Origin of the sequence: Methyloterricola oryzae (assembly GCF_000934725.1) — a bacterium.
Lineage (GTDB): Bacteria > Pseudomonadota > Gammaproteobacteria > Methylococcales > Methylococcaceae > Methyloterricola > Methyloterricola oryzae.
This window is the reverse complement of record NZ_JYNS01000007.1, coordinates 1-21,119: the sequence shown is the minus strand read 5'-3', so window position 1 is coordinate 21,119 and position 21,119 is coordinate 1. Positions and strand designations below refer to the sequence as shown.

The 21,119-nt window shown below is 62.3% G+C and carries 24 protein-coding genes; 21 read left to right on the top strand and 3 right to left on the bottom strand.

Going from position 1 to position 21,119, the window contains the following annotated elements:
* Positions 1–107 precede the first annotated feature (107 nt).
* The gene (locus EK23_RS10910) at positions 108–1,502 is read left to right on the top strand and encodes a diguanylate cyclase domain-containing protein (RefSeq protein WP_082054111.1); all 1,395 of its coding nucleotides are present in this window, start codon (positions 108–110) and stop codon (positions 1,500–1,502) included.
* Here EK23_RS10910 and EK23_RS10905 read toward each other — a convergent pair whose 3' ends face one another.
* Both EK23_RS10905 and EK23_RS23660 read right to left on the bottom strand, forming a co-directional pair.
* On the bottom strand, positions 1,503–2,786 hold the full coding sequence (locus EK23_RS10905) for a cation:proton antiporter (protein ID WP_045225405.1): 1,284 nt from the start codon (positions 2,784–2,786) through the stop codon (positions 1,503–1,505).
* Between the two features lie 72 nt (positions 2,787–2,858).
* Complete coding sequence (locus EK23_RS23660; RefSeq protein WP_052808111.1) at positions 2,859–3,482, bottom strand: EF-hand domain-containing protein; 624 nt, start codon at positions 3,480–3,482, stop codon at positions 2,859–2,861.
* Between the two features lie 386 nt (positions 3,483–3,868).
* On the opposite strand from EK23_RS23660, the gene EK23_RS10895 reads away from it, so the two are divergent.
* The 14 genes from EK23_RS10895 (at position 3,869) to EK23_RS10830 (ending at position 15,388) form a co-directional block, all read left to right on the top strand.
* Positions 3,869–4,948 carry a hydrogenase small subunit gene (locus EK23_RS10895; RefSeq protein ID WP_082054110.1) on the top strand — a complete coding sequence of 360 codons (1,080 nt, stop codon included), beginning with the start codon at positions 3,869–3,871 and terminating at the stop codon, positions 4,946–4,948.
* A gap of 11 nt (positions 4,949–4,959) precedes the next feature.
* Positions 4,960–6,753 carry a nickel-dependent hydrogenase large subunit gene (locus EK23_RS10890; protein WP_045225403.1) on the top strand — a complete coding sequence of 598 codons (1,794 nt, stop codon included), beginning with the start codon at positions 4,960–4,962 and terminating at the stop codon, positions 6,751–6,753.
* A gap of 26 nt (positions 6,754–6,779) precedes the next feature.
* Positions 6,780–7,355 carry a HupE/UreJ family protein gene (locus EK23_RS10885; RefSeq protein WP_045225402.1) on the top strand — a complete coding sequence of 192 codons (576 nt, stop codon included), beginning with the start codon at positions 6,780–6,782 and terminating at the stop codon, positions 7,353–7,355.
* 10 nt (positions 7,356–7,365) lie between these two features.
* Positions 7,366–8,049, top strand: coding sequence for a Ni/Fe-hydrogenase, b-type cytochrome subunit (gene cybH, locus EK23_RS10880; protein ID WP_045225401.1), 684 nt, complete (start codon positions 7,366–7,368; stop codon positions 8,047–8,049).
* 35 nt (positions 8,050–8,084) lie between these two features.
* Positions 8,085–8,696 carry a HyaD/HybD family hydrogenase maturation endopeptidase gene (locus EK23_RS10875; protein ID WP_045225400.1) on the top strand — a complete coding sequence of 204 codons (612 nt, stop codon included), beginning with the start codon at positions 8,085–8,087 and terminating at the stop codon, positions 8,694–8,696.
* Positions 8,697–8,700: 4 nt separating this feature from the next.
* Positions 8,701–9,003, top strand: coding sequence for a HypC/HybG/HupF family hydrogenase formation chaperone (locus tag EK23_RS10870; protein ID WP_045225399.1), 303 nt, complete (start codon positions 8,701–8,703; stop codon positions 9,001–9,003).
* Positions 9,000–9,362, top strand: a complete 363-nt coding sequence (locus EK23_RS10865) for a thioredoxin domain-containing protein (protein WP_052808110.1) — start codon at positions 9,000–9,002, stop codon at positions 9,360–9,362. Before EK23_RS10870 ends, EK23_RS10865 begins: the two co-directional genes overlap by 4 nt.
* Positions 9,359–10,225 (top strand): hydrogenase expression/formation protein, encoded by an 867-nt coding sequence (locus tag EK23_RS10860; RefSeq protein ID WP_045225398.1) that lies wholly within the window; start codon positions 9,359–9,361, stop codon positions 10,223–10,225. Before EK23_RS10865 ends, EK23_RS10860 begins: the two co-directional genes overlap by 4 nt.
* Positions 10,226–10,230: 5 nt before the next feature.
* Positions 10,231–10,395, top strand: a complete 165-nt coding sequence (locus EK23_RS10855; protein WP_045225397.1) for a rubredoxin — start codon at positions 10,231–10,233, stop codon at positions 10,393–10,395.
* Positions 10,396–10,465: 70 nt separating this feature from the next.
* On the top strand, positions 10,466–11,614 hold the full coding sequence (locus EK23_RS21725) for a nickel-dependent hydrogenase large subunit (protein WP_052808109.1): 1,149 nt from the start codon (positions 10,466–10,468) through the stop codon (positions 11,612–11,614).
* Positions 11,615–12,054: 440 nt separating this feature from the next.
* Entirely contained in the window at positions 12,055–12,264 is a 210-nt protein-coding gene (locus EK23_RS10845) for a cold-shock protein (protein ID WP_045225396.1), read from the top strand.
* A gap of 155 nt (positions 12,265–12,419) precedes the next feature.
* Complete coding sequence (locus EK23_RS10840) at positions 12,420–14,126, top strand: DEAD/DEAH box helicase (RefSeq protein ID WP_045225395.1); 1,707 nt, start codon at positions 12,420–12,422, stop codon at positions 14,124–14,126.
* 229 nt (positions 14,127–14,355) lie between these two features.
* On the top strand, positions 14,356–14,805 hold the full coding sequence (locus tag EK23_RS10835; RefSeq protein ID WP_045225394.1) for a methyltransferase family protein: 450 nt from the start codon (positions 14,356–14,358) through the stop codon (positions 14,803–14,805).
* A gap of 241 nt (positions 14,806–15,046) precedes the next feature.
* Positions 15,047–15,388 (top strand): hypothetical protein, encoded by a 342-nt coding sequence (locus EK23_RS10830; protein ID WP_045225393.1) that lies wholly within the window; start codon positions 15,047–15,049, stop codon positions 15,386–15,388.
* A 79-nt stretch (positions 15,389–15,467) separates the two neighbouring features.
* Here EK23_RS10830 and EK23_RS10825 read toward each other — a convergent pair whose 3' ends face one another.
* On the bottom strand, positions 15,468–16,214 hold the full coding sequence (locus tag EK23_RS10825; RefSeq protein ID WP_045225392.1) for a DUF5765 domain-containing protein: 747 nt from the start codon (positions 16,212–16,214) through the stop codon (positions 15,468–15,470).
* Between the two features lie 468 nt (positions 16,215–16,682).
* Between EK23_RS10825 and EK23_RS24690 the strand changes: the two genes are divergently transcribed.
* From EK23_RS24690 to EK23_RS10795, 6 genes are all read left to right on the top strand, one after another.
* The gene (locus tag EK23_RS24690; protein ID WP_369112144.1) at positions 16,683–16,805 is read left to right on the top strand and encodes a hypothetical protein; all 123 of its coding nucleotides are present in this window, start codon (positions 16,683–16,685) and stop codon (positions 16,803–16,805) included.
* A 15-nt stretch (positions 16,806–16,820) separates the two neighbouring features.
* Entirely contained in the window at positions 16,821–18,401 is a 1,581-nt protein-coding gene (locus tag EK23_RS10815; RefSeq protein WP_235282024.1) for a cytochrome ubiquinol oxidase subunit I, read from the top strand.
* A gap of 11 nt (positions 18,402–18,412) precedes the next feature.
* Positions 18,413–18,916: a hypothetical protein gene (locus tag EK23_RS10810; protein WP_052808108.1), complete on the top strand. Its 504-nt coding sequence runs from the start codon at positions 18,413–18,415 to the stop codon at positions 18,914–18,916.
* Positions 18,917–18,969: 53 nt separating this feature from the next.
* Positions 18,970–20,106, top strand: a complete 1,137-nt coding sequence (gene cydB, locus EK23_RS10805) for a cytochrome d ubiquinol oxidase subunit II (protein ID WP_082054109.1) — start codon at positions 18,970–18,972, stop codon at positions 20,104–20,106.
* Positions 20,107–20,121: 15 nt separating this feature from the next.
* Positions 20,122–20,265, top strand: coding sequence for a cytochrome bd-I oxidase subunit CydX (gene cydX / locus EK23_RS22500; protein WP_045225388.1), 144 nt, complete (start codon positions 20,122–20,124; stop codon positions 20,263–20,265).
* A gap of 116 nt (positions 20,266–20,381) precedes the next feature.
* A partial coding sequence (locus EK23_RS10795) for an NAD(P)/FAD-dependent oxidoreductase (RefSeq protein WP_045225387.1) occupies positions 20,382–21,119 on the top strand: 738 nt, incomplete at its 3' end.

The following is a 21,119-nucleotide window of genomic DNA, read 5'->3' as shown; positions in this document are numbered from 1 at the left end:
GGCGGCGGCTTTCCGCTGGCAGGCCTGATTCTAGGACTGCCTGCCGCTGCATTGGTTCTCCACCCACCATAGGGCGTTGGCCCGGATTATGGGATAATCCTTAAGCCATGCCACCGGACTTATTCAGTGTGCCCTGCGGAGCGATGCATTTGCCCACCTCGCCACTTGTGATGCGTGTCTACTGCCTTCTCCTGCTGTTGATTTGCGGGATTGTGGTGGAACTCTTTTATCAGACCGGGGGGCAGTGGCTATCGTCACAACGCCGCATACAGACCGTCACCCAGGCCGCGGCGGTTCGCGCGCGGCTGGAGAGTGAAATCACCTCGGCCACGGCTCTAGGCAGCGGACTGGCCAGTTATCTGACGGCACGGCACGATTCCCAGAACCCCGAAGAAATAGACTCCGTTCTGGCCAGCCTGTTTCGGCAAAGCCGCCATGTGCGGAACTTCGGGGTGGCCATGGGTTACCGCATCGCCTTCGTCTACCCGCCGGTGGGAAATGAGCAGGCCTTGGGCCAGGATTACCACGATCTGTCGGAACAGTGGCCGCTGGTGGAGAAGACCATCGAAACCAGGACACCGCTTATGGCGGGTCCACTGGAGCTGGCACAAGGCGGCAGCGGCCTGATCTACCGCATCCCGGTCTACGTGGGCGATCAATACTGGGGCATGGTCAGTACCGTGCTGGACAGTTCATCGGTGTTTGCCGCGGCCGGCCTGGATGGCAAGGATTCGCGCTATGCCTATGCGCTACGCGGTGCCGATGCCACGGGCGCGAGCGGCGCTGTTTTCTTCGGGGCGGCGGACCTGTTTGATCAGCAGGAAACGCTGGGCATGGATGTCGATGTGCCGGGCGGTCGCTGGCTGCTGGCCGTAAAGCCCGCCCAGGAAGGCGGGGCGCTGGAGCATTGGCTGCTGCTCGGACGCCTGGCCGGCTGGACCTTCAGTGTACTGTTTGCCTACCTGCTCTGGTCCTGGCTGCTACTCCATCGGCGCATGGCGGAACTGGCGCTCTACGACACGCTCACCGGTCTGCCCAACCGTAACCTGCTCATGGACCGCCTGAGCCAGATGATCCACCGCGCGGACCGCCAGGGCCGGCCCTTGAGCCTGCTTTACATCGATCTCGATGGATTCAAGCGCGTCAACGACACCTTGGGGCACAAGGTGGGTGACATGGTGCTGTTGGAAGTGGCCACCCGCCTGCACACGGCGCTTCGCCGCAGCGACACGGTGACGCGCTGGGGGGGCGATGAGTTCGTGGCGCTGCTCGGCAGCAGCGACCGCGAGGCGGCTGCCGCCATCGCCGAGAATCTCTGCCGTGCCGTGGATGCGCCCATCCAAATCGGCGACCAGGAAGTGAAAGTCGGCGCCTCGGTGGGCATCGCCGTATACCCGGACGATGGCGACAATGCCACGGCCCTGATGCGCCTGGCGGACCTGCGCATGTACCACCAGAAGGAAGAGCGGCGGCGGCCCGTTACGGCGGAACAGCCGGCCTGATCAGGCGTCGCGGCGTCGCCGGGGAACCGAGTGTCCGAGGCCAGGCAGCCAGGCTCTAAGGCCTGGCGCGGTCATCACGGTGCTGGCTATGGCCATGATGACCAGCATGGTGAAGACCGAGGGCGGAATCACGCCCAAGTCGTGTCCTAGATTGACCACGATCAGTTCCATCAAGGCCCGCGTGTTCATCATGATGCCGATGCAGCGCGCCTCGTGCGACCCCAGCCCTGCCAGCCGGGCCGCCGCGTAACAGCCGCCGAATTTTCCCGCCACCGCCAGGGCCAGAAGCAGAGCGCACCAGGCCCATAGTTCAGGGGCATGCAGGCTGCCGATGTCCGTCCTGAGGCCGGTGTAGGTGAAGAAGATGGGCAGGAAGAACACCGTCACCAGGTCCGCCACCTTGTTGCGCCAGGCTTCGACCAGCTCCCGCTGGTCATGCAGCAGCACGCCCATCATGAAGCCGCCGAAGATGGCGAAGATGCCCAGCTGGCTGGTGAGCATGGCCGAGGTGAAGACGATCACCAGCAGCACCGCCATAAGATCCTGGGGCATGCTGTCGCGGCTCAGGTCGAAGCGGCGCACGATGAATCGCAGCGCCTGGCGCACCACGAACCAGCTCGTCAGCACGTAGAGCAGCAGCCAGCCGATCTGGACCAGCATGCCGCTCACCGAAAACCGCGATGAGACAATGGCGGAGATCACCGCCAGCAGGGTCCAGCCCACCGCGTCGTTGAGCGCGGCGGCGGAGATGGTGATGGACCCGATGCGGGTCCGGTTGAGGTCGAATTCCAGCATGATGCGGCCCAGGATGGGCACGGCGGTGATGGACAAGGCGACGGCGACGAACAGGGCATAGCCCAGGGGATGGATGTCGCCCGCCAGGTAAGGCGCGGATAGGAAGCCGAAGGAGAGCCCCAGGCTGAAGGGCAGAACGATGCCTGCCGCGGTCACCAGGCTGACGGTGTAGCGGCTGCGCCGCTCGCGCAGGTGCGAGAAATCGAACTCCAGACCGATCTGGAACATGAGCATGATGAGTCCGATCTGGCTCATGATGCTGATGGGAGCGCCATCCACCGAACGGAACACCCAGTGGAAGGTGTCCGGCGCCAGTTTAGCGAATAAGGAGGGGCCGAGCAGCATGCCGGCCAGCATTTCTCCGACAGCGCGGGGCTGGCCCAAAAGCCGAGCCCCATAGCCAGCCACGCGGGCGGCTACCAGGATCACCGCCAGTTGCAGGAGGGTGAAAAACAGAACGTGTTCAGTGGCTGAAGGGGCAGGGGGCATGGCGAGGACGCATAATCGTTCGAGATGAGCCGGACGCTTTGAGAGTGCCCGGCTCTTGATGCTGCGGCGGGCTCAGGGTTTCGCGTCGCCGCCCATGTCGTGCTTCATGCCTTCCATGCCTTTCATCCCCTCCGCTCCACCGCCCTGTCCACCGTGGTTCATGCCGCCCATCCCTCCCATGCCGCCGCTCTGGCCGCCATGGTTCATACCGCCCATTCCACCCATGCCGCCCATGTTCTTCATCATCTCCGACATCTGGCCCATTTCGGACTCGTTCAGAACGCCGTCCTTGTTCTTGTCCATCATGCCGAACATGTCTTCATGGTGCTTGATGAATTCGTCCTTCGACACTTTGCCGTCCTTGTCGCTGTCCATCATCGCGGCCATGCCCTTCATGCCGCCCATCCCGCCGCCCTGACCGCCATGGTTCATGCCTCCCATCCCGCCCATGCCGCCGCCCGGGCCGCCATGCTGCATTCCGCCCATGTCACCGCCACCCATGCCTTTCATTCCCTCCATTCCCTTTGCGGGCGCCTCGGACTTGGGGGAGGCATAGGGCACGACGCCAGCGACCTGTTGCCTGGCGCCCGGGTCCTGAAGCAGAAACGGGTTCTCGCCAGCCGTTGCCAGCGGGGAAGCGATGAGAACCGCGACGGCCAGGCCGCCGAGCACAGGGTTCTTCGTATTCTTGTTCATGAATAAACCTCCTATCCGGTTGAATGTCGGTCGCCGTCTTTACTGCGGCGCTTTCCTGCAAGCCCGAAACGCGCCGGGCGCTTGTGAGTCGCGGAGCATAAGATAGCAGCGCCAAGGTCTCATAAGCGAGCGCAAGCCGGTCATGCCCTCGCCACGGCAGTGTCGCATGTCCGACATCGGACAGGAAATTGTCGTATTTGCGACCCTCGGTCCTATCGTAAGTCCCGGAAAATAGCCATACAAATCGTGGCATATATCTTGGTTTTACATTACCCTGCCAAGGGTGCTGTTTTTGTGCAGCCCGCGCTTTAGCCTCGGCGCGGTCGACCGTCCGGTTGCGGCACGACAGCCCCACTCATCACATGAAAAGAAAAGACGGGGGGAGCATGGCTGACGGGATGGAGAGCTTTTACGACGTGATGCGGCGGCAGGGCATCAGCCGGCGCAGTTTCCTCAAGTACTGCGGTCTGACCGCCTCGGCCCTGGCGCTGGGGCCCCGCTTCGTGGGCGACATCGTCCACGCCATGGAGAGCAAGCCGCGCACGCCGGTCCTGTGGCTGCATGGTCTGGAATGCACCTGCTGCTCCGAGTCCTTCATCCGTTCCGCGCATCCCCTGGCCAAGGACGTGGTGTTGTCCATGCTGTCCCTGGACTATGACGACACCCTCATGGCCGCCGCCGGCTTCCAGGCCGAGGCGATCATGGAAGAGACCATGCGCAAGTACAAGGGGCGCTACATCCTGGCGGTGGAAGGCAATCCGCCTCTCAATGAGGACGGCATGTTCTGCATCGTCGGCGGCAAGCCCTTCGTGGAGCGTCTGCGCTATGCCGCCCAGGACTGCGCGGCGGTGATCGCCTGGGGGTCTTGCGCCTCCTGGGGTTGCGTGCAGGCGGCCAAGCCGAATCCCACCCAGGCCACCCCAGTGCACAAGGTCATCACCGACAAGCCGGTGATCAAGGTGCCGGGTTGCCCGCCCATCGCCGAGGTCATGACCGCCGTCATCACCTACATGCTCACCTTCGACAAGCTGCCGGACCTCGATCGCCAGGGCCGGCCCAAGATGTTCTACGGCCAGCGCATCCACGACAAGTGCTACCGTCGCCCCCATTTCGACGCGGGCCAGTTCGTGGAGCAATGGGACGACGACGCGGCGCGCAAGGGTTATTGCCTGTACAAGATGGGCTGCAAGGGACCGACCACCTACAACGCCTGCTCCACCGTGCGTTGGAATGACGGCGTGTCCTTCCCCATCCAGTCGGGTCACGGCTGCATCGGCTGTTCCGAGGACGGTTTCTGGGACAAGGGCGGCTTCTACGACCGTGTTACCGGCATCGGCGCTTTTGGCGTGGAGGCCAACGCGGACACGGTGGGCCTGATCGCCGCGGGCACCGTGGGCACGGCCATCGCCGCCCACGCTGCGGTGACCGCCGGGAAAAAGAAGTCCGCTGAAACAGAACAACAATAAGGGAGCGCCCGATGACTGTCACCCAAACCCCCAACGGCTTCGCCCTCAACGACAGCGGCACGCGCGTCGTCGTCGATCCGGTCACGCGCATCGAAGGCCATATGCGCTGCGAGGTCAACCTGGACGAGAACAATGTGATCCGCAACGCCGTTTCCAGCGGCACCATGTGGCGCGGCCTGGAAGTGATCCTCAAGGGCCGCGATCCGCGCGATGCCTGGGCCTTCACCGAAAGGATCTGCGGCGTCTGCACCGGCACCCACGCGCTGACCTCGGTGCGGGCGGTGGAGGACGCGCTGGGCATCGAGATCCCGGAGAACGCCAACTCCATCCGTAACATCATGCAGTTGACCCTGCAGGCCCATGACCATCTGGTGCATTTCTATCATCTGCACGCCCTGGACTGGGTGGATGTGGTCAGCGCCCTGAAGGCCGACCCAAAGGCGACTTCGCAGCTGGCGCAGAGCATTTCGCCCTGGGCCAAGTCGTCTCCCGGCTATTTCAGCGACATCGCCACGCGCCTGAAGAAGTTCGTGGAAAGCGGGCAACTGGGGCCCTTCTCCAATGGCTATTGGGGGAGCCCGGCCTACAAGCTGCCGCCGGAAGCCAATCTCATGGCCGTGGCCCATTACCTGGAAGCGCTGGATTTCCAGAAGGACATCGTCAAGATCCACACCGTCTATGGCGGCAAGAACCCGCACCCCAACTGGCTGGTGGGCGGCGTGCCCTGCGCCATCAACGTGGACGGGGTTGGCGCGGTGGGCGCCGTCAACATGGAACGGCTGAACCTGGTGTCCGAGATCATCGACCGCACCATCGAGTTCATCGACCAGGTGTACCTGCCGGATCTGATGGCCATCGCCTCGTTCTACAAGGACTGGCTCTACGGCGGGGGCCTCTCCGCCACCAATGTCATGGCCTATGGCGATATTCCGGAGAAGGCCAACGACCGCTCCCTGAACAACCTGCTGTTGCCCCACGGCGCCATCATCAACGGCAATCTCAAGGAAGTCCACGAGGTGGATCTCAAGGACCCGGAGCAGATCAAGGAGTACGTCACCCACTCCTGGTACCGCTATCCCGACGAGGAGGTGGGCCTGCATCCGTTCGACGGCGTCACCGAGCCGCACTATGCCCTGGGCCGCAATGCCAAGGGGACCCGGACCAATATCATCAACCTGGACGAGGGCGCCAAGTATTCCTGGATCAAGGCCCCGCGCTGGCGCGGTCATGCCATGGAAGTGGGCCCTCTGGCGCGCTACATCGTCGGCTACGCCAAGGGCGTGCCGGCCATCAAGGAGCCAGTGGACAAGCTGCTGACCGACCTGGGACTGCCGGTGACGGCGCTGTTCTCCACCCTGGGCCGCACCGCCGCCCGTGGCCTGGAGGCTCAATATTGCGCCAACCTTATGAAGCATTTCCAGGACAAGCTCATCGCCAACATCAAGGCTGGCGATCTCGCCACCGCCAATGTGGGTCGCTGGGAGCCTGCCACCTGGCCCAAGGAAGCCCGGGGCGTGGGCACCACGGAAGCGCCGCGCGGCGCCTTGGGGCACTGGGTGAAGATCAAGGAAGGCAAGATCGACAACTACCAGTGCATCGTGCCCACCACCTGGAACGGCTCGCCCCGGGATCCCCAGGGCAACATCGGCGCCTTCGAGGCCTCGCTGATGAACACGCCGGTGGCCAAGGCCGACGAGCCCCTGGAGATCCTGCGCACCCTGCACAGCTTCGACCCTTGCCTGGCCTGTTCCACCCATGTCATCGACCGCGACGGGCAGGAACTGACCACGGTCAAGGTGCGCTGAGCAAACGAGTTCCTGGAGGAATACCCATGTTTGGACACAAAATGGTTTTCGTCGTGGCCCTCTCCCTGTTCAGCGGGGCCTGTCTTGCCCATACGGGCAGCCATTCGCTGGAGGGCTTCGGCGCCGGCTTGACCCATCCCTGGCTGGGCGCGGATCACGTTTGCGCCATGCTCGGCGTCGGACTGTGGTCCGCGCTTTTGCCTGGCTCAAACTGGCGGCTGTCGACGGTCTTTCTGGCCAGCATGCTGCTTGGGGCCGGGCTTGGGGCCGAAGGTTTCGCCCTGCCGGGCATCGAGACGGGCATAGCCTTATCGGTGCTGGTCTTGGGTTTGCTGGTCGTCGCCAAGACCCGCTTCGCCTTTCCCGTGGCGGCCTTCATGGCCGGGTTCTTCGCGCTGTTTCACGGGGCCGCTCATGGCGCCGAGGTGGCCAGTGGCCAGGGATTTGCGGTTTACGCCCTGGGTTTTCTCGCCGGGACCGGGCTGCTGCAGCTGGCAGGGCTTTGGATGGGCAGGCTGGCAATGAGGGTGCCCGGCTGCCTGCGTGTGCTTGGCGGACTGCTGACGTCCCTGGGCATCGTCCTGATGTTGCAGAGCGCTTAGGAGAGCTGTCATGGCTGCGACGACCTTGCCTGATCGCGTTTACGTCTACGAAAAGCCCGTCCGGCTGTGGCACTGGGTGAATGCCGCCGCCATCCTGGTGCTGGCGGTGACCGGCTGGTTCATCGCCTCGCCGCCGGTGGTCACCTCCGGCGAAGCCAGCGATCACTTCCTCATGGGCTATATCCGCTTTGCCCACTTCTCCGCCGGCTACGTCCTGGCCGTGGGCCTGATCGGCCGAATCTACTGGGCTTACGCCGGAAATCACTATGCCCGCGAACTGTTCATGCCCAGGGTCGCCAGCAAGGACTGGTGGGAAGGCCTGCTGCACGAAGTGCTCTGGTATCTGTTCCTGGTGAAGGAACCGCGCAAGCATGCCGGCCACAATCCGCTGGCGGGGCTGGCCATGTTCCTGTTCTATGTGCTCGGCTCGGCCTTCATGGTGGTGACCGGTTTTGCCCTGTATGGCGAGGGCCTGGGGGAGGGCAGTTGGGCCGACCGCCTCTTCGGCTGGGTGATTCCGCTGTTCGGCGAGAGCCAGGACGTGCATACCTGGCATCATCTGGGCATGTGGTATCTGGTGGTGTTCGCCATCATCCACATCTATGTGGCGGTGCGCGAGCAGATCATGTCCCGTCAATCCGTCACCTCGACCATGATCGATGGCTGGCGGGTCTGGAAAGATGGGAGGCCTTGAACCGCGTTAGCCCGTTTACGACACGTCGCCTGATCATGTCTGAAAAACGAACTTTAATCCTCGGCATCGGCAATATCCTCTGGGCCGACGAAGGCTTCGGCGTCCGCGTCGCCCAGGCTTTGCAGCGGCGCTATGCCTTTCCGGACCAGGTCACCATCATGGATGGCGGCACCCAGGGGCTGGGCCTGATTCCCTACGTGCAGGATTGCGACACCCTGGTCGTGGTGGATGCGGTGGATTTCAACCTGGAGCCCGGCGCCCTGGTGGAATTGCGCGATGGCGAGGTGCCTGCCTTTCTCGGAACGAAGAAGATGAGCCTGCACCAGGTCAGTTTCCAGGAGGTCTTGGCCCTTTGCGAACTGATGGGGCGGATGCCTTCGCGCTTGTGTCTGATCGGCGTGCAGCCGCAGGTGCTGGAGGACTACGGCGGCAGCCTCAGCGAGGTGGTGCGTGCGCAGTTGGAACCGGCGGTGGCGAAAGTGCTGGCTTACCTGGTGGAGCAAGGCATCGGGGCCAGGGAATGTGAAGAGTCTGCTCCCGGCGACGAGGTGATGGATATTGCCCGCTATGAGCGGGAGCGCCCCAGCGCCGAGGAGGCCTGCCGCGTTGGGGATGCGCGTTTCATGGCGCTTCGCCCAGAGCCTTAGCCCCATGTGCATCGGTATCCCCATGCAGGTGCTGGCGGAGGGCGAGTTCCAGAGCCTATGCGAGGGTGGGGGACGTCAGGCGATGATCGACATGCGCCTCATCGGAATCCAGCCTGCGGGAGCCTGGGTACTGGTGTTCCGCGACGCCGCGCGCGAAGTGCTGAGCGCCGAGCGTGCGGAGCAGATTCAGGCCGCCCTGGAAGGACTTGGCCTGGCCATGTCCGGGGAATTGGATGTGGACCATCTGTTTGCCGATCTGGTCGGCCGCGAGCCGCAGCTGCCCGATTTTCTGAAAGGATCGACGTGACACTGAACGAATTGATCGAACGCGTCTGTGCAAGTGGCGCATTGCCGGTGCTGGATGGCGAGGGTGTCGCCGAGTTCCTGAGCCAGCAGGAGTTCGGGGCCTTGTGCTTCTTCAACGACCCTAAGCTGTATCCCGAGAACTTCGATCTGGCGGTGGTCCTGCCGGAACTGCTCAAGGGATTTCCAAACCTGCGCGCCGCCGTCGCGGCCCCTGCGCAGGCCGCCGCTCTGGCGCGGGATTATGGCGTTGCCGTTTACCCCGCGCTGGTTCTGTTCAAGGATGGCGAGCCCCGCGACGTGGTGGCGCGCATCCAGGCCTGGTCCGAATACCGGGAACGCATCGGGAGGTTGTTTCTATGAGCGAGTCCTTGGCAAGCCTCACGGTGGTCGCTACCGAGCCCGCCGCGCCGGTGAGTCCCCATGACGATCCGGATTGCCTGTACACCGCGATGCCCCAGGGCATGCAGACCTTTGCGATGCCTTCCTTGTTTGAATGGCGCGACAGCACGGTGGGCGCCGATCTGCTGGGATGGCTGGAAACCTCGCTGCAAGCGAACCTGCGTGGCGAGCATCCGGACCCCCTGGATTTGACGGGTGGCGAGGAAGCCTTGCAGCGCTTCGTCAACGAAGTGCTGGGCGAGGGCGAAGTCATCGCGCTGGGAGAAGCGGGTGCCGTGCGCCTCATGGTCAGGGAGACCGTGGTGCCCGGGATATGGCATGTGCGCCGATTCGAGGCGGGCCGCTTGCGGCGTGCCTATCTGGAAACCGGATCGCTCCCAACGGCGCTCCTCGCCTGGGCGCAGAACCTCCATCACAAAGCGGGCGTGGCCGAGCCCAGTGCGTTCCCTTCGGACTTGATGAATGCGCCGGCCCTGATCCATGAAATCTTCGTCAAGGCAGCCGCCTTCGCGCCAGGCCGGGAAGAAACCCTCAATCTTTCCTTGCTGCCCCTGACGGCCGAGGACCTGAAGTTTCTGGTGGCCACCCTGGGCCTGGCCGGTGTGTCCATCCTGTCCAAGGGCTATGGGGATTGCCGCATCAGCCTGACGGGCCTGCCTCACGTGTGGTGGGTCCAGCATTTCAATTCCACCGAGCAGTTGATCCTGAATACCCTGGAGATAACCGAGATGCCGGTGGTCGCCATGGCGGCCCGCGAGGATCTGGAGGATGCCCTGGCGCGCGTGCGGGACATGCGCGCGGATTTGCTCGACCTGGAACCGTAAGCGCCATGGACCGTCATGAGTGCCGGATCTGTTGGTACGTCTACGATCCTGCCGAAGGCGATGAAATTGCCCAGATACCGCCGGGCGCCGCCTTCGACGATCTGCCCGAGGATTGGCGCTGCCCGGGCTGCGAGGCCGAAAAGGCGGCCTTTCTCCCAGTACCGGAGTGACTTGGATTCTCCAATACACGCGATCGGTTGGCGTAGGGGATGGAAGACGCGTGGGCGCGCACTGAGTCACGTGGCTTACTCCGAGGCTGAGCACTCCAGGGCCGCTTCGCTGGTACGCGGAATCGGCGTTCGCTGTGTCGTCAAACACGGCGTCATCACGCAGGTCGAAATCGAGCCGCGCCGCCCTCCGCCCGTGGACCGCCTGCTGATCGGCCAGCCTTGCGAGGCGGTGCTGCCCATGCTCGGGGTGGTGTTTTCCGTCTGCGGTCATGCCCACAGGCTTGCCGCTTCGCAGGCGCTGGCCGCGGTGCTCGATGCCCCCATGGCCGACGATGAACTGCGGCGGTTGGTGTTCCTCAGGGACCTGGAATCTGTCAGGGAACACAGTCTGAACCTGCTGCAATCGGTCCCGACGAAAACCAACGAGCATGCGCTCGCCCGGGAGATCATTGCATCCGTGCAGGCGCTGGCAGCCGGCGCGGCGCAGGGCGCGCCAGACACGAGCAGAGAGGCCGCCGTGGCGACGCTGCACGCTGCCCTGCAGGTTCTGTTCGGACGCTTCTGGCGGCTCACCGATGCTTCCATGGACGCCGTGCTCGATTGGGCCCAGGCTTCGGACGCACCTGTGGCGCGCCTGTTGGCGGCATGCCTGAGGCCTGGCTGGGCCGAGTTCGGCGCGCACGCCTCGCCGGCCTTGCCGCCGTTGTCTGCCGCCAAGCTGGATCAATCGTGGCTTTCGTCCGACCCTGGAGCCTTTGCGGCAACGCCGAGTTGGGATGGTATTCCCTGCGAGACCTCCTGCTATTCCAGGCAGTCCGGCCACCCCCTGATTGCCGAGGCCGCCCGTCGCTATGGCCCAGGCCTACTGGCGCGCAACCTGGCACGCATGCTGGAAACTGTGCTGTTGGCCAAGGGCCTGGCCGCTCCCGCGCCCTTACGACACCCGATTTGCGGCGTTGAGCAGGTGGCGGGTAACGGGTTCGCCCAGGTGGAGGCATCCCGCGGTCGTCTGATGCACTGGGTAGGGCAAGAGTGGGGCAGGGTAAGCGCATACCGCATACTGGCTCCCACCGAATGGAACTTTCACCCCCGCGGATTGGTTTACCAGGGACTGATGGGGGCCAAAGCCGGCGATCCGATGGAATTGGAGCAGAAGATCCGCGGGTTTCTTCAGACCGTCGACCCCTGCGTTCCGTTCGAGCTGAACGTGCTTGCCTGACTCGGCTCGATGGGACCGTCCGCACTGAATTCTCTCAGACAGGTCGAGGAGCGTTGATGGGACGCTTATTTGGTCGATAAGATATTGATATATATGAATTGATTCTAATTGACGGGCCTTTGTGATGGGGCCTTTCCAGGCAACCTTCGGGGTTTTGGCCTTAAGCCGCGCTAGGCGTGATTGGAAAGGCTTTCCCAGTTTGCCGGTAAGAGTTTTTCCGTGCAGGAAATAAACACATTTTTGTTACATAAAATTGGTTGAAAGGCCTGAAACCCTTCTGTATCCTAGCCGACACCGTGTGGGGTTACACTTGGGCGGAAGCGGGATTTCCCGTGCTCTTCCGGGTACCGGCGCGCGGTTCGGATGGCCGTCGTTGCGACGAAATGACGGATTGTTACGCGCTCCTGCGAGCGTCATTTTTTGTAGTGAGATTTGGCAGTATGTCACAAGAGCAGAAAGGAACCGTCAAGTGGTTCAATGAGGCAAAGGGATATGGCTTCATTCAGCGGGAAAAAGGTAGCGATCTGTTTGTTCATTTCCGTTCCATCGTCGGTAGCGGATTCAAGACCTTGAAGGAAGGCCAGGCCGTTTCATTCATCGAAGTGCAGGGTCAGAAAGGCCCTCAAGCCGACAACGTCACTGTTCTGTAAGGCGCGCTTTCTGCGCTGCTCAAAAGCAGGCCCTGACCCGGCCTGCTTTTTTATTTCCCATCCGCCCGTGCGGATCCCGGGTGCGCCCCGAGTCATGTCCTCTAAACCGAGGACTTCCCCGTTTTTCCTATAGCGTTAAGTGAGTTTCCCCCCGGATGCAATCCACCGAAAACAGTTTTGCCTTTACCGATCTCGCCATCTGCGAGCCCATTCTGAAAGCGATCAGGGAGGTGGGCTACGAGACCCCATCGCCTATCCAGGCGGCGAGCATTCCGTACCTCCTCGCGGGTCATGACCTGCTCGGGCAGGCGCAGACCGGGACGGGAAAGACAGCGGCCTTTGCCTTGCCCATCCTGCAGCACATCGATCTGTCGCGGCGCGAGCCGCAGGCCCTGGTGCTGACCCCCACGCGGGAACTGGCCCTGCAGGTGGCGGAAGCCTTCCAGACCTATGCGCGCCATCTGCGGGACTTCCATATCCTGCCCATCTACGGCGGGCAGTCCATGGAACTGCAATTGCGTCAACTACGCCGGGGCGTGCACGTCATCGTCGGAACACCGGGGCGGGTGATGGATCACCTGAGGCGCGAAAGCCTGTCACTGGACGGGCTGCGCACCCTGGTGCTGGACGAGGCGGACGAGATGCTGAAGATGGGCTTCATCGACGATGTGGAATGGATACTCGAGCACACTCCGGAGACCCGGCAGGTGGCCTTGTTCTCCGCCACCATGCCGGAGGCCATCCGTAAGGTCGCGAAGCGTCATCTGCGGGAGCCCAAGGAGGCCCGCATCGAGGCCAAGACCGCCACCGTGGAGGCCATTTCCCAGCGCTACTGGCTGGTTTCGGGGGTGCACAAGCTGGATGCTCTGACGCGCATCCTGGAGGTGGAGGATTTCGATGCCATGATCATCTTCGTGCGCACCAAGCTGGCCACCGATGAACTGGCGGAGAAACTGGAGGCCCGCGGCTACTCGGCTGCGGCCCTCAACGGCGACATGAGCCAGGCCCTGCGCGAAAAGGTGGTGGACCGCCTGAAGAAGAATTCGCTGGATATCCTGGTGGCCACTGACGTGGCGGCGCGCGGCCTGGACGTGGAACGCATCAGCCACGTGGTCAATTACGACATCCCCTATGACACGGAAGCCTATGTGCACCGCATTGGTCGCACCGGACGCGCTGGCCGCAAGGGCGAGGCCATCCTGTTCGTCGCGCCTCGGGAGAAGCGCATGCTCGGCGCCATTGAGCGCGCCACCCGCCAGCGCATCAAGGAGATGCATCTGCCCAGCCACCAGGACATTGCTGATCGCCGGGTGGAACAGTTCAAGGAACTGGTGATGAAGACCCTGGAGGAGGAGGAACTCAGCTTCTACCGCGAGTTCGTCCAGCAGATGGGGCGAGAGCAGAAGTTGTCCCCGCTGGATCTGGCCTCGGCCCTGACCTTTCTGGCGCAGAAGGACCGGCCTCTGGTGCCTCAGGCCCGGACCGAGGAGCCCCGGCCGAAGGCGCGCGTGGAACGGGAGGCGCGCGTGGAACGGGAGGCGCGTCCGCCCAGGAGCTTTGGCGATGAGGGCAGTCTGTACCGAATCGAGGTCGGGCGTGCCGATGGCGTGGCGCCGAAGGATATCGTCGGCGCCATTGCCAATGAAGCGGGAATTCCCGGCAAGGCCATCGGACACATCAAACTGTACGACACCTTCAGTACGGTCAGTCTGCCGCCGGACCTCCCCAAGCAGGTCTTGAAGCGGCTGGAAAAGACATGGATCATGGGCAAGCCCATCAAGATCAGGCCTTGGTCGGACGAGCCGCCGGCCAAGCCTGCAAAGCCCAAGAAAAAGACCGGTTATCCAAAATCGGCGGACTGAGGTGGTGCGCGGGGTTTCCCGCTCGGGTCCGGATTCGAAGGCTTGCTTCCCGGGGAGGCGGCGGTTATCCATGCCGCGTGGTCCTCGGTGATGGCTCGAAGCGCGCGGCGGCCTGAAGGCCTCTGCGGGGTCACAGGCGCCGGACCGGCGAGGTCCGGCAAGGCGCACCGCCTGGCCCGGCGGTTGAGCGCGCACGTGAATCTCATGTCCCGATAGTGAGGAACTCAAGATGAAAGACAAGCTCGTGCTGATTCCACCCCCCGTTTACGCGCTCGCCTTGCTCGGCCTCGGCGAGGGCCTGAGCCTGGTGATGCCGCTTCCGCTGGAGGTTTCCGATCCCCTGCTGGGTGGAACCTTGCTGGGTGTCGGGCTGTTGCTGGCGGTGGAGGCGTCCGCACGCTTTATGCACAAGCGCACCACGCCATTGCCCCATGGCCAGCCCACCGCGCTGGTTATGGAAGGCCCCTACCTGTGGACGCGCAACCCCATGTACCTGGGGCTGCTGGTGGCGCTCACCGGCATTGCCTTCCTGCTGGGTTCACCCTGGCTTTTCCTGGCGCCGCTTAGCTTCTTCTTTGTTGTCGATCGGTTATTTGTCCGTTTCGAGGAAGAACGCTTACAGACCCTGTTCGGCCCGGGATACGCGGACTTGCTGGCCAAGGTGCGTCGCTGGCTTTGATCGGCCTGCCCGGAGCCGCGGAAAAGGAAGTAGCTCGAGACTTCGGCTATGTTAAAATCCCGCGACTAAATTTGGCTTTGCGATGCGCCCAACAAACCTACTCCCGGTTTCGCGGCGCTGCCGACCGGAAGGCGCCGGTTTTTCGGTCGCGCCGAGGTTCGCCCAGACGCGGGCGAACGGATGGAACCCACACACCATTCACCACATAACTTAAAGCACAATCGGGAAGGTAAGATCCAACATGAAACTCAACTTAATTCTGGCCAAGGTGTTCAAATTCGTGACCTTCGTCTTGTTTACGTTCATGACGCTGGTGTATTTCGGCGTTCTCCTGATCCTGCCACTGGACATCATGGCGCAGGTGATACGCCTGCTCATGCTGATTGGCCTGCCCACCGTGATTTCCGCAGTCGCCGGGATCAGCGTGCTCGCCTACGTCGGTCTGATGGTCTACCGCATGCCGGAGCTGTATCATCTGGTGCTGAACATCGGGCTGGATCTGGTCAACTTCGGCCACGCCCAGATCAAGCGTTTCGATCCGCTGATCGAGACCAGCGCCGCGCAGGAAACCAGCGCCGCCTGATTTCAACAGGCCCTCAATATGAAAAACCCCGCCTCGGCGGGGTTTTTTTTGGCCGTTGGTCAGCGCGAGGTGGTTCCGGTCACACCGCGTAGGCCCTGCGGTAGTAGGGCCAGCTTTCCACGTGCAGGTACTTGCGAATCGGGGTCTTGATCACCGAGACGCACAAGGCGATGGAGAACAGGCACCAGACCGCGGCGTACTCGTTGGGGTCCGTGGTGAGAATGTCAGAGATCAACGGCCCGATCAGGTAGTGGAAACCGACAAAACGCCAGGAGCCGTAGAGGATCGGCAGGTAGAAGGCGGTCAGGATATAGGCGATGGCGTGTAAACCGTAGTGCACGCCGAAGCTGCCGCCGGGATACTCGGAGAGCAGTCCGTTGAGGGGCAGTTGCCAGGCGATATGCCAGCTACCTGACACCGAGCAAACCTGCGTGCCGCAGAATCCCTCGAAGCCGACGATGCAATTGCCGGCCCAGGCGAAAGGGTACATCTTCACCAGCATGGCGATGGCGCCGGCGGCGCAAATGGAATACACGTAAACACTGATCTTCTTTTTGACCTGCTCGGGTATGAAGTACATCGCCACCATGTTCACGAAGAAAGGCTGGAATGCGATATGCAGATATCCGAAAAGGGTCAAAATCTGATTGGGCGGCGCATCGCACAGATCGATATAGATATAGGTAGCCGCCTGCAACAATTCCATGCAGGCGAAATAGGTCAAGGGAATCCACAGCTCCTTGGACTCACCCTTGTAGGCCACATAGCTGGCCGTTCCAAAGCCCACCGTGGCCAGCACGGCGGACGCTTCACCACTCCAACACATAAGCAAACCTCTCCCCGATCGTTCTATTTTTTGTCTTTCCACCCGGAGCACGGGCAGGGCTTGAGCACGTCGTCAGGCGGCGGCTTCGGGCGCTATTTTCGGCCTTCTGCAGGCCATCAACAAGCCTCGGGATGAGACCTCGGATCGGTGCTCGAAGTCCCCCGGCTGGATGTTTCAAGAACGTTTCTTTCTTGTGTCACCCTGATACACTCAGGCCTGCGTGAAACTGTCGTGTTGCATGAGTGGCGCTCCGGGTATCACAGCGACCCCTCAAAATGTAAGCGGTTTGCATGCAGGACGCGGTTTTGCGTGACGCTGGCACGACTCTTGACTATAGTTGATCAGGAGTTTCTTATGGACCTTGGCGGTAAGGAGGATACTGTGAGTCAAACATGCTCAACCCCGGGCAGAATCCTTTCCCGTCCCAGATTGTCGCGGGAGATCACGGCGGCTTTGCTGATCAAGTTGGTGTTCTTGATCGGGCTGTGGTTCATGTTCTTTCGGGGGCACACGGACAAACACTCGGCCGAGAAAGCGGTTCAGGGCTGGTTCCCTCCCGCCGTCGACGCTTCACAATCACGGATACCATAAGGAGAACAGCCCATGATTTCGGGAGACGATGTCGTCAATCTGTCGCGGCTGCAGTTCGGCCTGACAGCCCTCTACCATTTTCTATTCGTGCCCCTGACCCTGGGCATGACCTTCGTGCTGGCCATCATGGAATCGGTCTATGTGATGACCGGGCGCGAGGTCTACAAGGACATGACCAAATTCTGGGGCAAGCTGTTCGGCATCAATTTCGCCATGGGTGTGACCACCGGACTCACCCTGGAGTTCCAGTTCGGCACCAACTGGGCCTATTACTCCCATTACGTGGGCGACATCTTCGGACCCATCCTGGCCAGCGAGGGCTGGATGGCGTTTTTCCTGGAATCCACCTTCGTCGGCCTGTTCTTCTTTGGCTGGGACCGGCTGACCAAGGTGCAACACCTGACGGTTACCTGGATGCTTGCGCTGGGAACCAGCATGTCGGCGCTGTGGATACTCATCGCCAACGGCTGGATGCAGCATCCGGTCGGCGCAACCTTCAATTACGAAACTTTGCGCATGGAAATGGCGAGCTTCGCCGATGTCTTCTTCAACCCCGTCGCCCAGGTCAAGTTTGTGCATACCGTGGCCGCAGGCTATGTGACCGGCTCCATGTTCGTGCTGGGCATCAGTTCCTGGTACCTGCTCAACAAGCGTGACATCGGCTTCGCACGGCGTTCCTTTTCCATCGCCTCCGCCTTCGGCCTCGCGTCCGTACTCTCGGTGATCGTGCTGGGCGACGAAAGCGGATACACCTCCGGCGAAACGCAGAAGATCAAGCTGGCGGCCATCGAGGCTGAATGGGAAACCCATCCGCCACCGGCCGGCTTCACCCTGGTCGGGTTTCCGGACCAGGAGGCCGAGCGCACCGACTTTGCCATCAAGATTCCCTACGTCCTGGGCCTGATAGCCACCCGCTCCATCGACGAGGATGTGAGGGGCATCAAAGATCTGCGCAAGGACAGCGCGAAGCGAATCCGCAACGGCATGCTGGCCTACGCCGACCTGCAGAAGATGCGCGGGGGCGACAAGAGCCCCGAAACCCTGGGTAGTTTCGAGGCGCACAAGGCGGATCTGGGCTACGGCCTGCTGCTGAAGAAGTACACCGACAAGGTGGTGGATGCGGATGAGGCCACCATCGCCAAGGCGGCCAATGACACGATTCCCCGGGTGGCTCCGCTTTTCTGGACCTTCCGCATCATGGTCGCCTGCGGCTTCACCATGCTGTTCGTGTTCGCCATGGCCTTCTATTTCTGCGCGACCCGGGTGGCCGATCAGAAGCCCTGGCTGATGCGCATGGCGGTATGGTGCATCCCGCTGCCCTGGATCGCCGCGGAGACCGGTTGGTTCGTTGCGGAATACGGCCGCCAGCCCTGGACTATTTCCGGCGTGCTGCCCACCCACATGAGCGTGTCCAACATCGCGACCGACCAGTTGTGGTTCAGCATTGGCGGGTTCGTGTTCTTCTACACGTTGCTGCTGTTCATCGAGTTGTACCTGATGATCAAGTATGTGCGCCTGGGGCCCAGCAGTCTGCACACGGGACGCTACCACTTCGAGCGGCAGCCGTCGGTGCGGCCGGCCCCGTCCCACGCGTGAGTCGAACTCGCATGTTCGGGGCGCGTGACAGCCTGGCGCTCGTGATGCTGCTTGCGGCGGCGTTTGCGCAGGGCGCCGAGCTGGCCTCGCCGCAGCGCCAGGATGCCGTCGCCGAGCGCGGCGCCAAGGTCATGCCCTTTGCCCTGGACAAGACCCTGCATGTGTTCGATAAGACCGAAACCGGGGGCGTGCAGCAGGTGGTGGCGAAGCAGGTGGGCGATACGGAACAGGTGAACCTGATCCGCCAGCATCTCCAGCACATCGCGGCGAGCTTTGCGCAAGGCGATTTCTCAGGCCCCGCTCGTATTCACGGGGACCAGATGCCGGTGCTCGCCGAGCTCAGCGCGGGTGCCCAGGACCTGAAGATCGTGTACAGCGACCTGCCGCAGGGCGGACAGATCGTCTACGCCAGCGCCAGGCCGGACCTGGTGCAGGCCATACACCGGTATTTCGACGCGCAGTTGAGTGATCACGGGCGACACGCCGTCGGTGGCCACCAGGGCCATCATCCATAGACCAAACCCCGGCCGAGGCCTGGGATCAGGAAACTTAGATTGAGGACATCATCATGATCGACTACGAAACCATACGCGTCATCTGGTGGCTCTTTATCGGCGTGGTTGCCATCGGCTTCGCGTTGACCAACGGCTTCGATTTCGGCATCGGCGCACTGATACCATTCCTGGGCCGCACGGACACCGAACGCCGCGTCATCATCAACACCGTCGGCGCCACCTGGGAAGGGAACCAGGTCTGGCTGGTGCTCCTGGGGGGCGCCATTTTCGCGGTATGGCCCCTAGTTTATGCAACCCTGTTCTCGGGCCTGTACGCGGCCATGCTGCTGGTGCTGTTCGCCCTGTTCTTCAGGCCGGCGGGGTTCGACTACCGCAGCAAGCTGGAAAATCCGACCTGGCGCAATGCCTGGGACTGGGGCCTTTGCATCGGCGGGGCGGTGCCCTCCATCCTGTTGGGCGTGCTGGTGGGCAACCTGATTCTTGGATTGCCCTACCATCTGGATGCGGACCTGCGCTCCTTCTATACCGGCACATTCCTGGGCCTCCTGCATCCCTACGCACTGCTGTGCGGCGTCATCGGATTGCTGATGAATTTGTTCCACGGTTCGATCTTCCTCATGTGGCGCACCGAAGGCACGTTGCGGGAACGGGCGCGCGGAGCCGTCGCGGTTCTGGGGCCTGCCTTGCTGGTCGCCATGGTTCTGGCCACCCTGTGGACCCTGTCCCTGGACCGGCCGGAGATCGCCCAAATGGCGGCGACCGATGCCCCTTCCAACCCGCTCAACAAGACCGTGGTGGGGCAGGGGGCTGGCTGGCTGGCGCACTTTACCGGCCATGCCTGGATGTTGCCGGCGCCCGTCGTCGCATTCGCCGGGTTTATCGGTGCCTACGTGCTGGGGCGGGCCGGTTCTGCGGGCCTTAGCTTCCTGCTGAGCAGTTTGGGCATTGCCGGCTTGCTTCTCACCATCGGATTTGGACTGTTCCCGTTCCTGTTGATTTCCAGCACCGATCCCAAGAGCAGCCTGACGATGTGGGACGCCACGGCGAGCCATTTCAACCTGCTGCTTTCGTTCTGGATCACCGTGGTGTTCCTGCCCATCGTGCTGGCCTACACCCGTTGGGTGTATAAGGTCATCTGGGGCAGTGTTACGGAAGCCAAGGTGCTGCAGGATTCCCATACCCTTTACTGATCAGGAGATATCGCGATGTGGTACTTCACCTGGATTCTAGGCGTCAGCTTCGCCGCCGCGTTCGGCGTCATCAATGCCATGTGGCTCGAGTCTGTCTGCGACATCGACACCCACGGCATCGACCAGTCCTGCGACAGTATCGGGCGGGATAAGGCCTGAGACGGTTTGGCACGTAAAGCAGGACAAGGCAGTTATTCGTGGCACGCCTTCAGCGGCGCGCCGCGGCAGCACAGCAAAATAACGACACCACCAAGACATAAGCTGGAGGAGACAAGATGGCAAAAATCGTGATCATCGGCGCCGGCATCGGCGGCATCCCCATGGCCTTCGAGATGAAGGAGAACGCGCGCAAGGAAGACGAGGTGGTGGTTATCGCCGACACCCCGACCTTCCATTTCGTGCCGTCCAACCCCTGGGTGGCGGTGAACTGGCGCAAGCCCGACGACATCAAGGTGGAACTGGCGCCGGTGTTCAAGAAGAAAAAGATCACCTTCATCCAGCAGAAGGTGACGCGCATCCACCCGGAGCAGAGCCAGGTGGAACTGGCCGACGGCAACGCGGTGGCTTACGACTACCTGATCATCGCCACCGGCCCCAAGCTGGCCTTCGACGAGATTCCGGGCCTGGGGCCGGAAGGGCATACCCAGTCGGTCTGCCATGTGGACCACGCGGGACCTTCGGGCGAATTCTGGGAGGGCTTCGTCAAGGATCCGGGGCCGATCATCATCGGTGCGGTGCAGGGCGCGTCCTGCTTCGGGCCGGCCTACGAATACCTGTTCATCGCCGAGACGGATTTGCGCAAGCGCAAGATCCGCGACAAGGTGAAGATGACCTATGTCACCTCCGAGCCCTACATCGGCCATCTGGGCCTGGGCGGGGTGGGCGACACCCGTGGCCTGCTGGAGAGCGAGTTGCGCAACAAGCATATCGACTGGATCTGCAACGCCAAGGTGGACAAGGTCGAGGCGGGGATGATGTACGTCACCGAGTACGACGAGAACGGACAGGAAAAG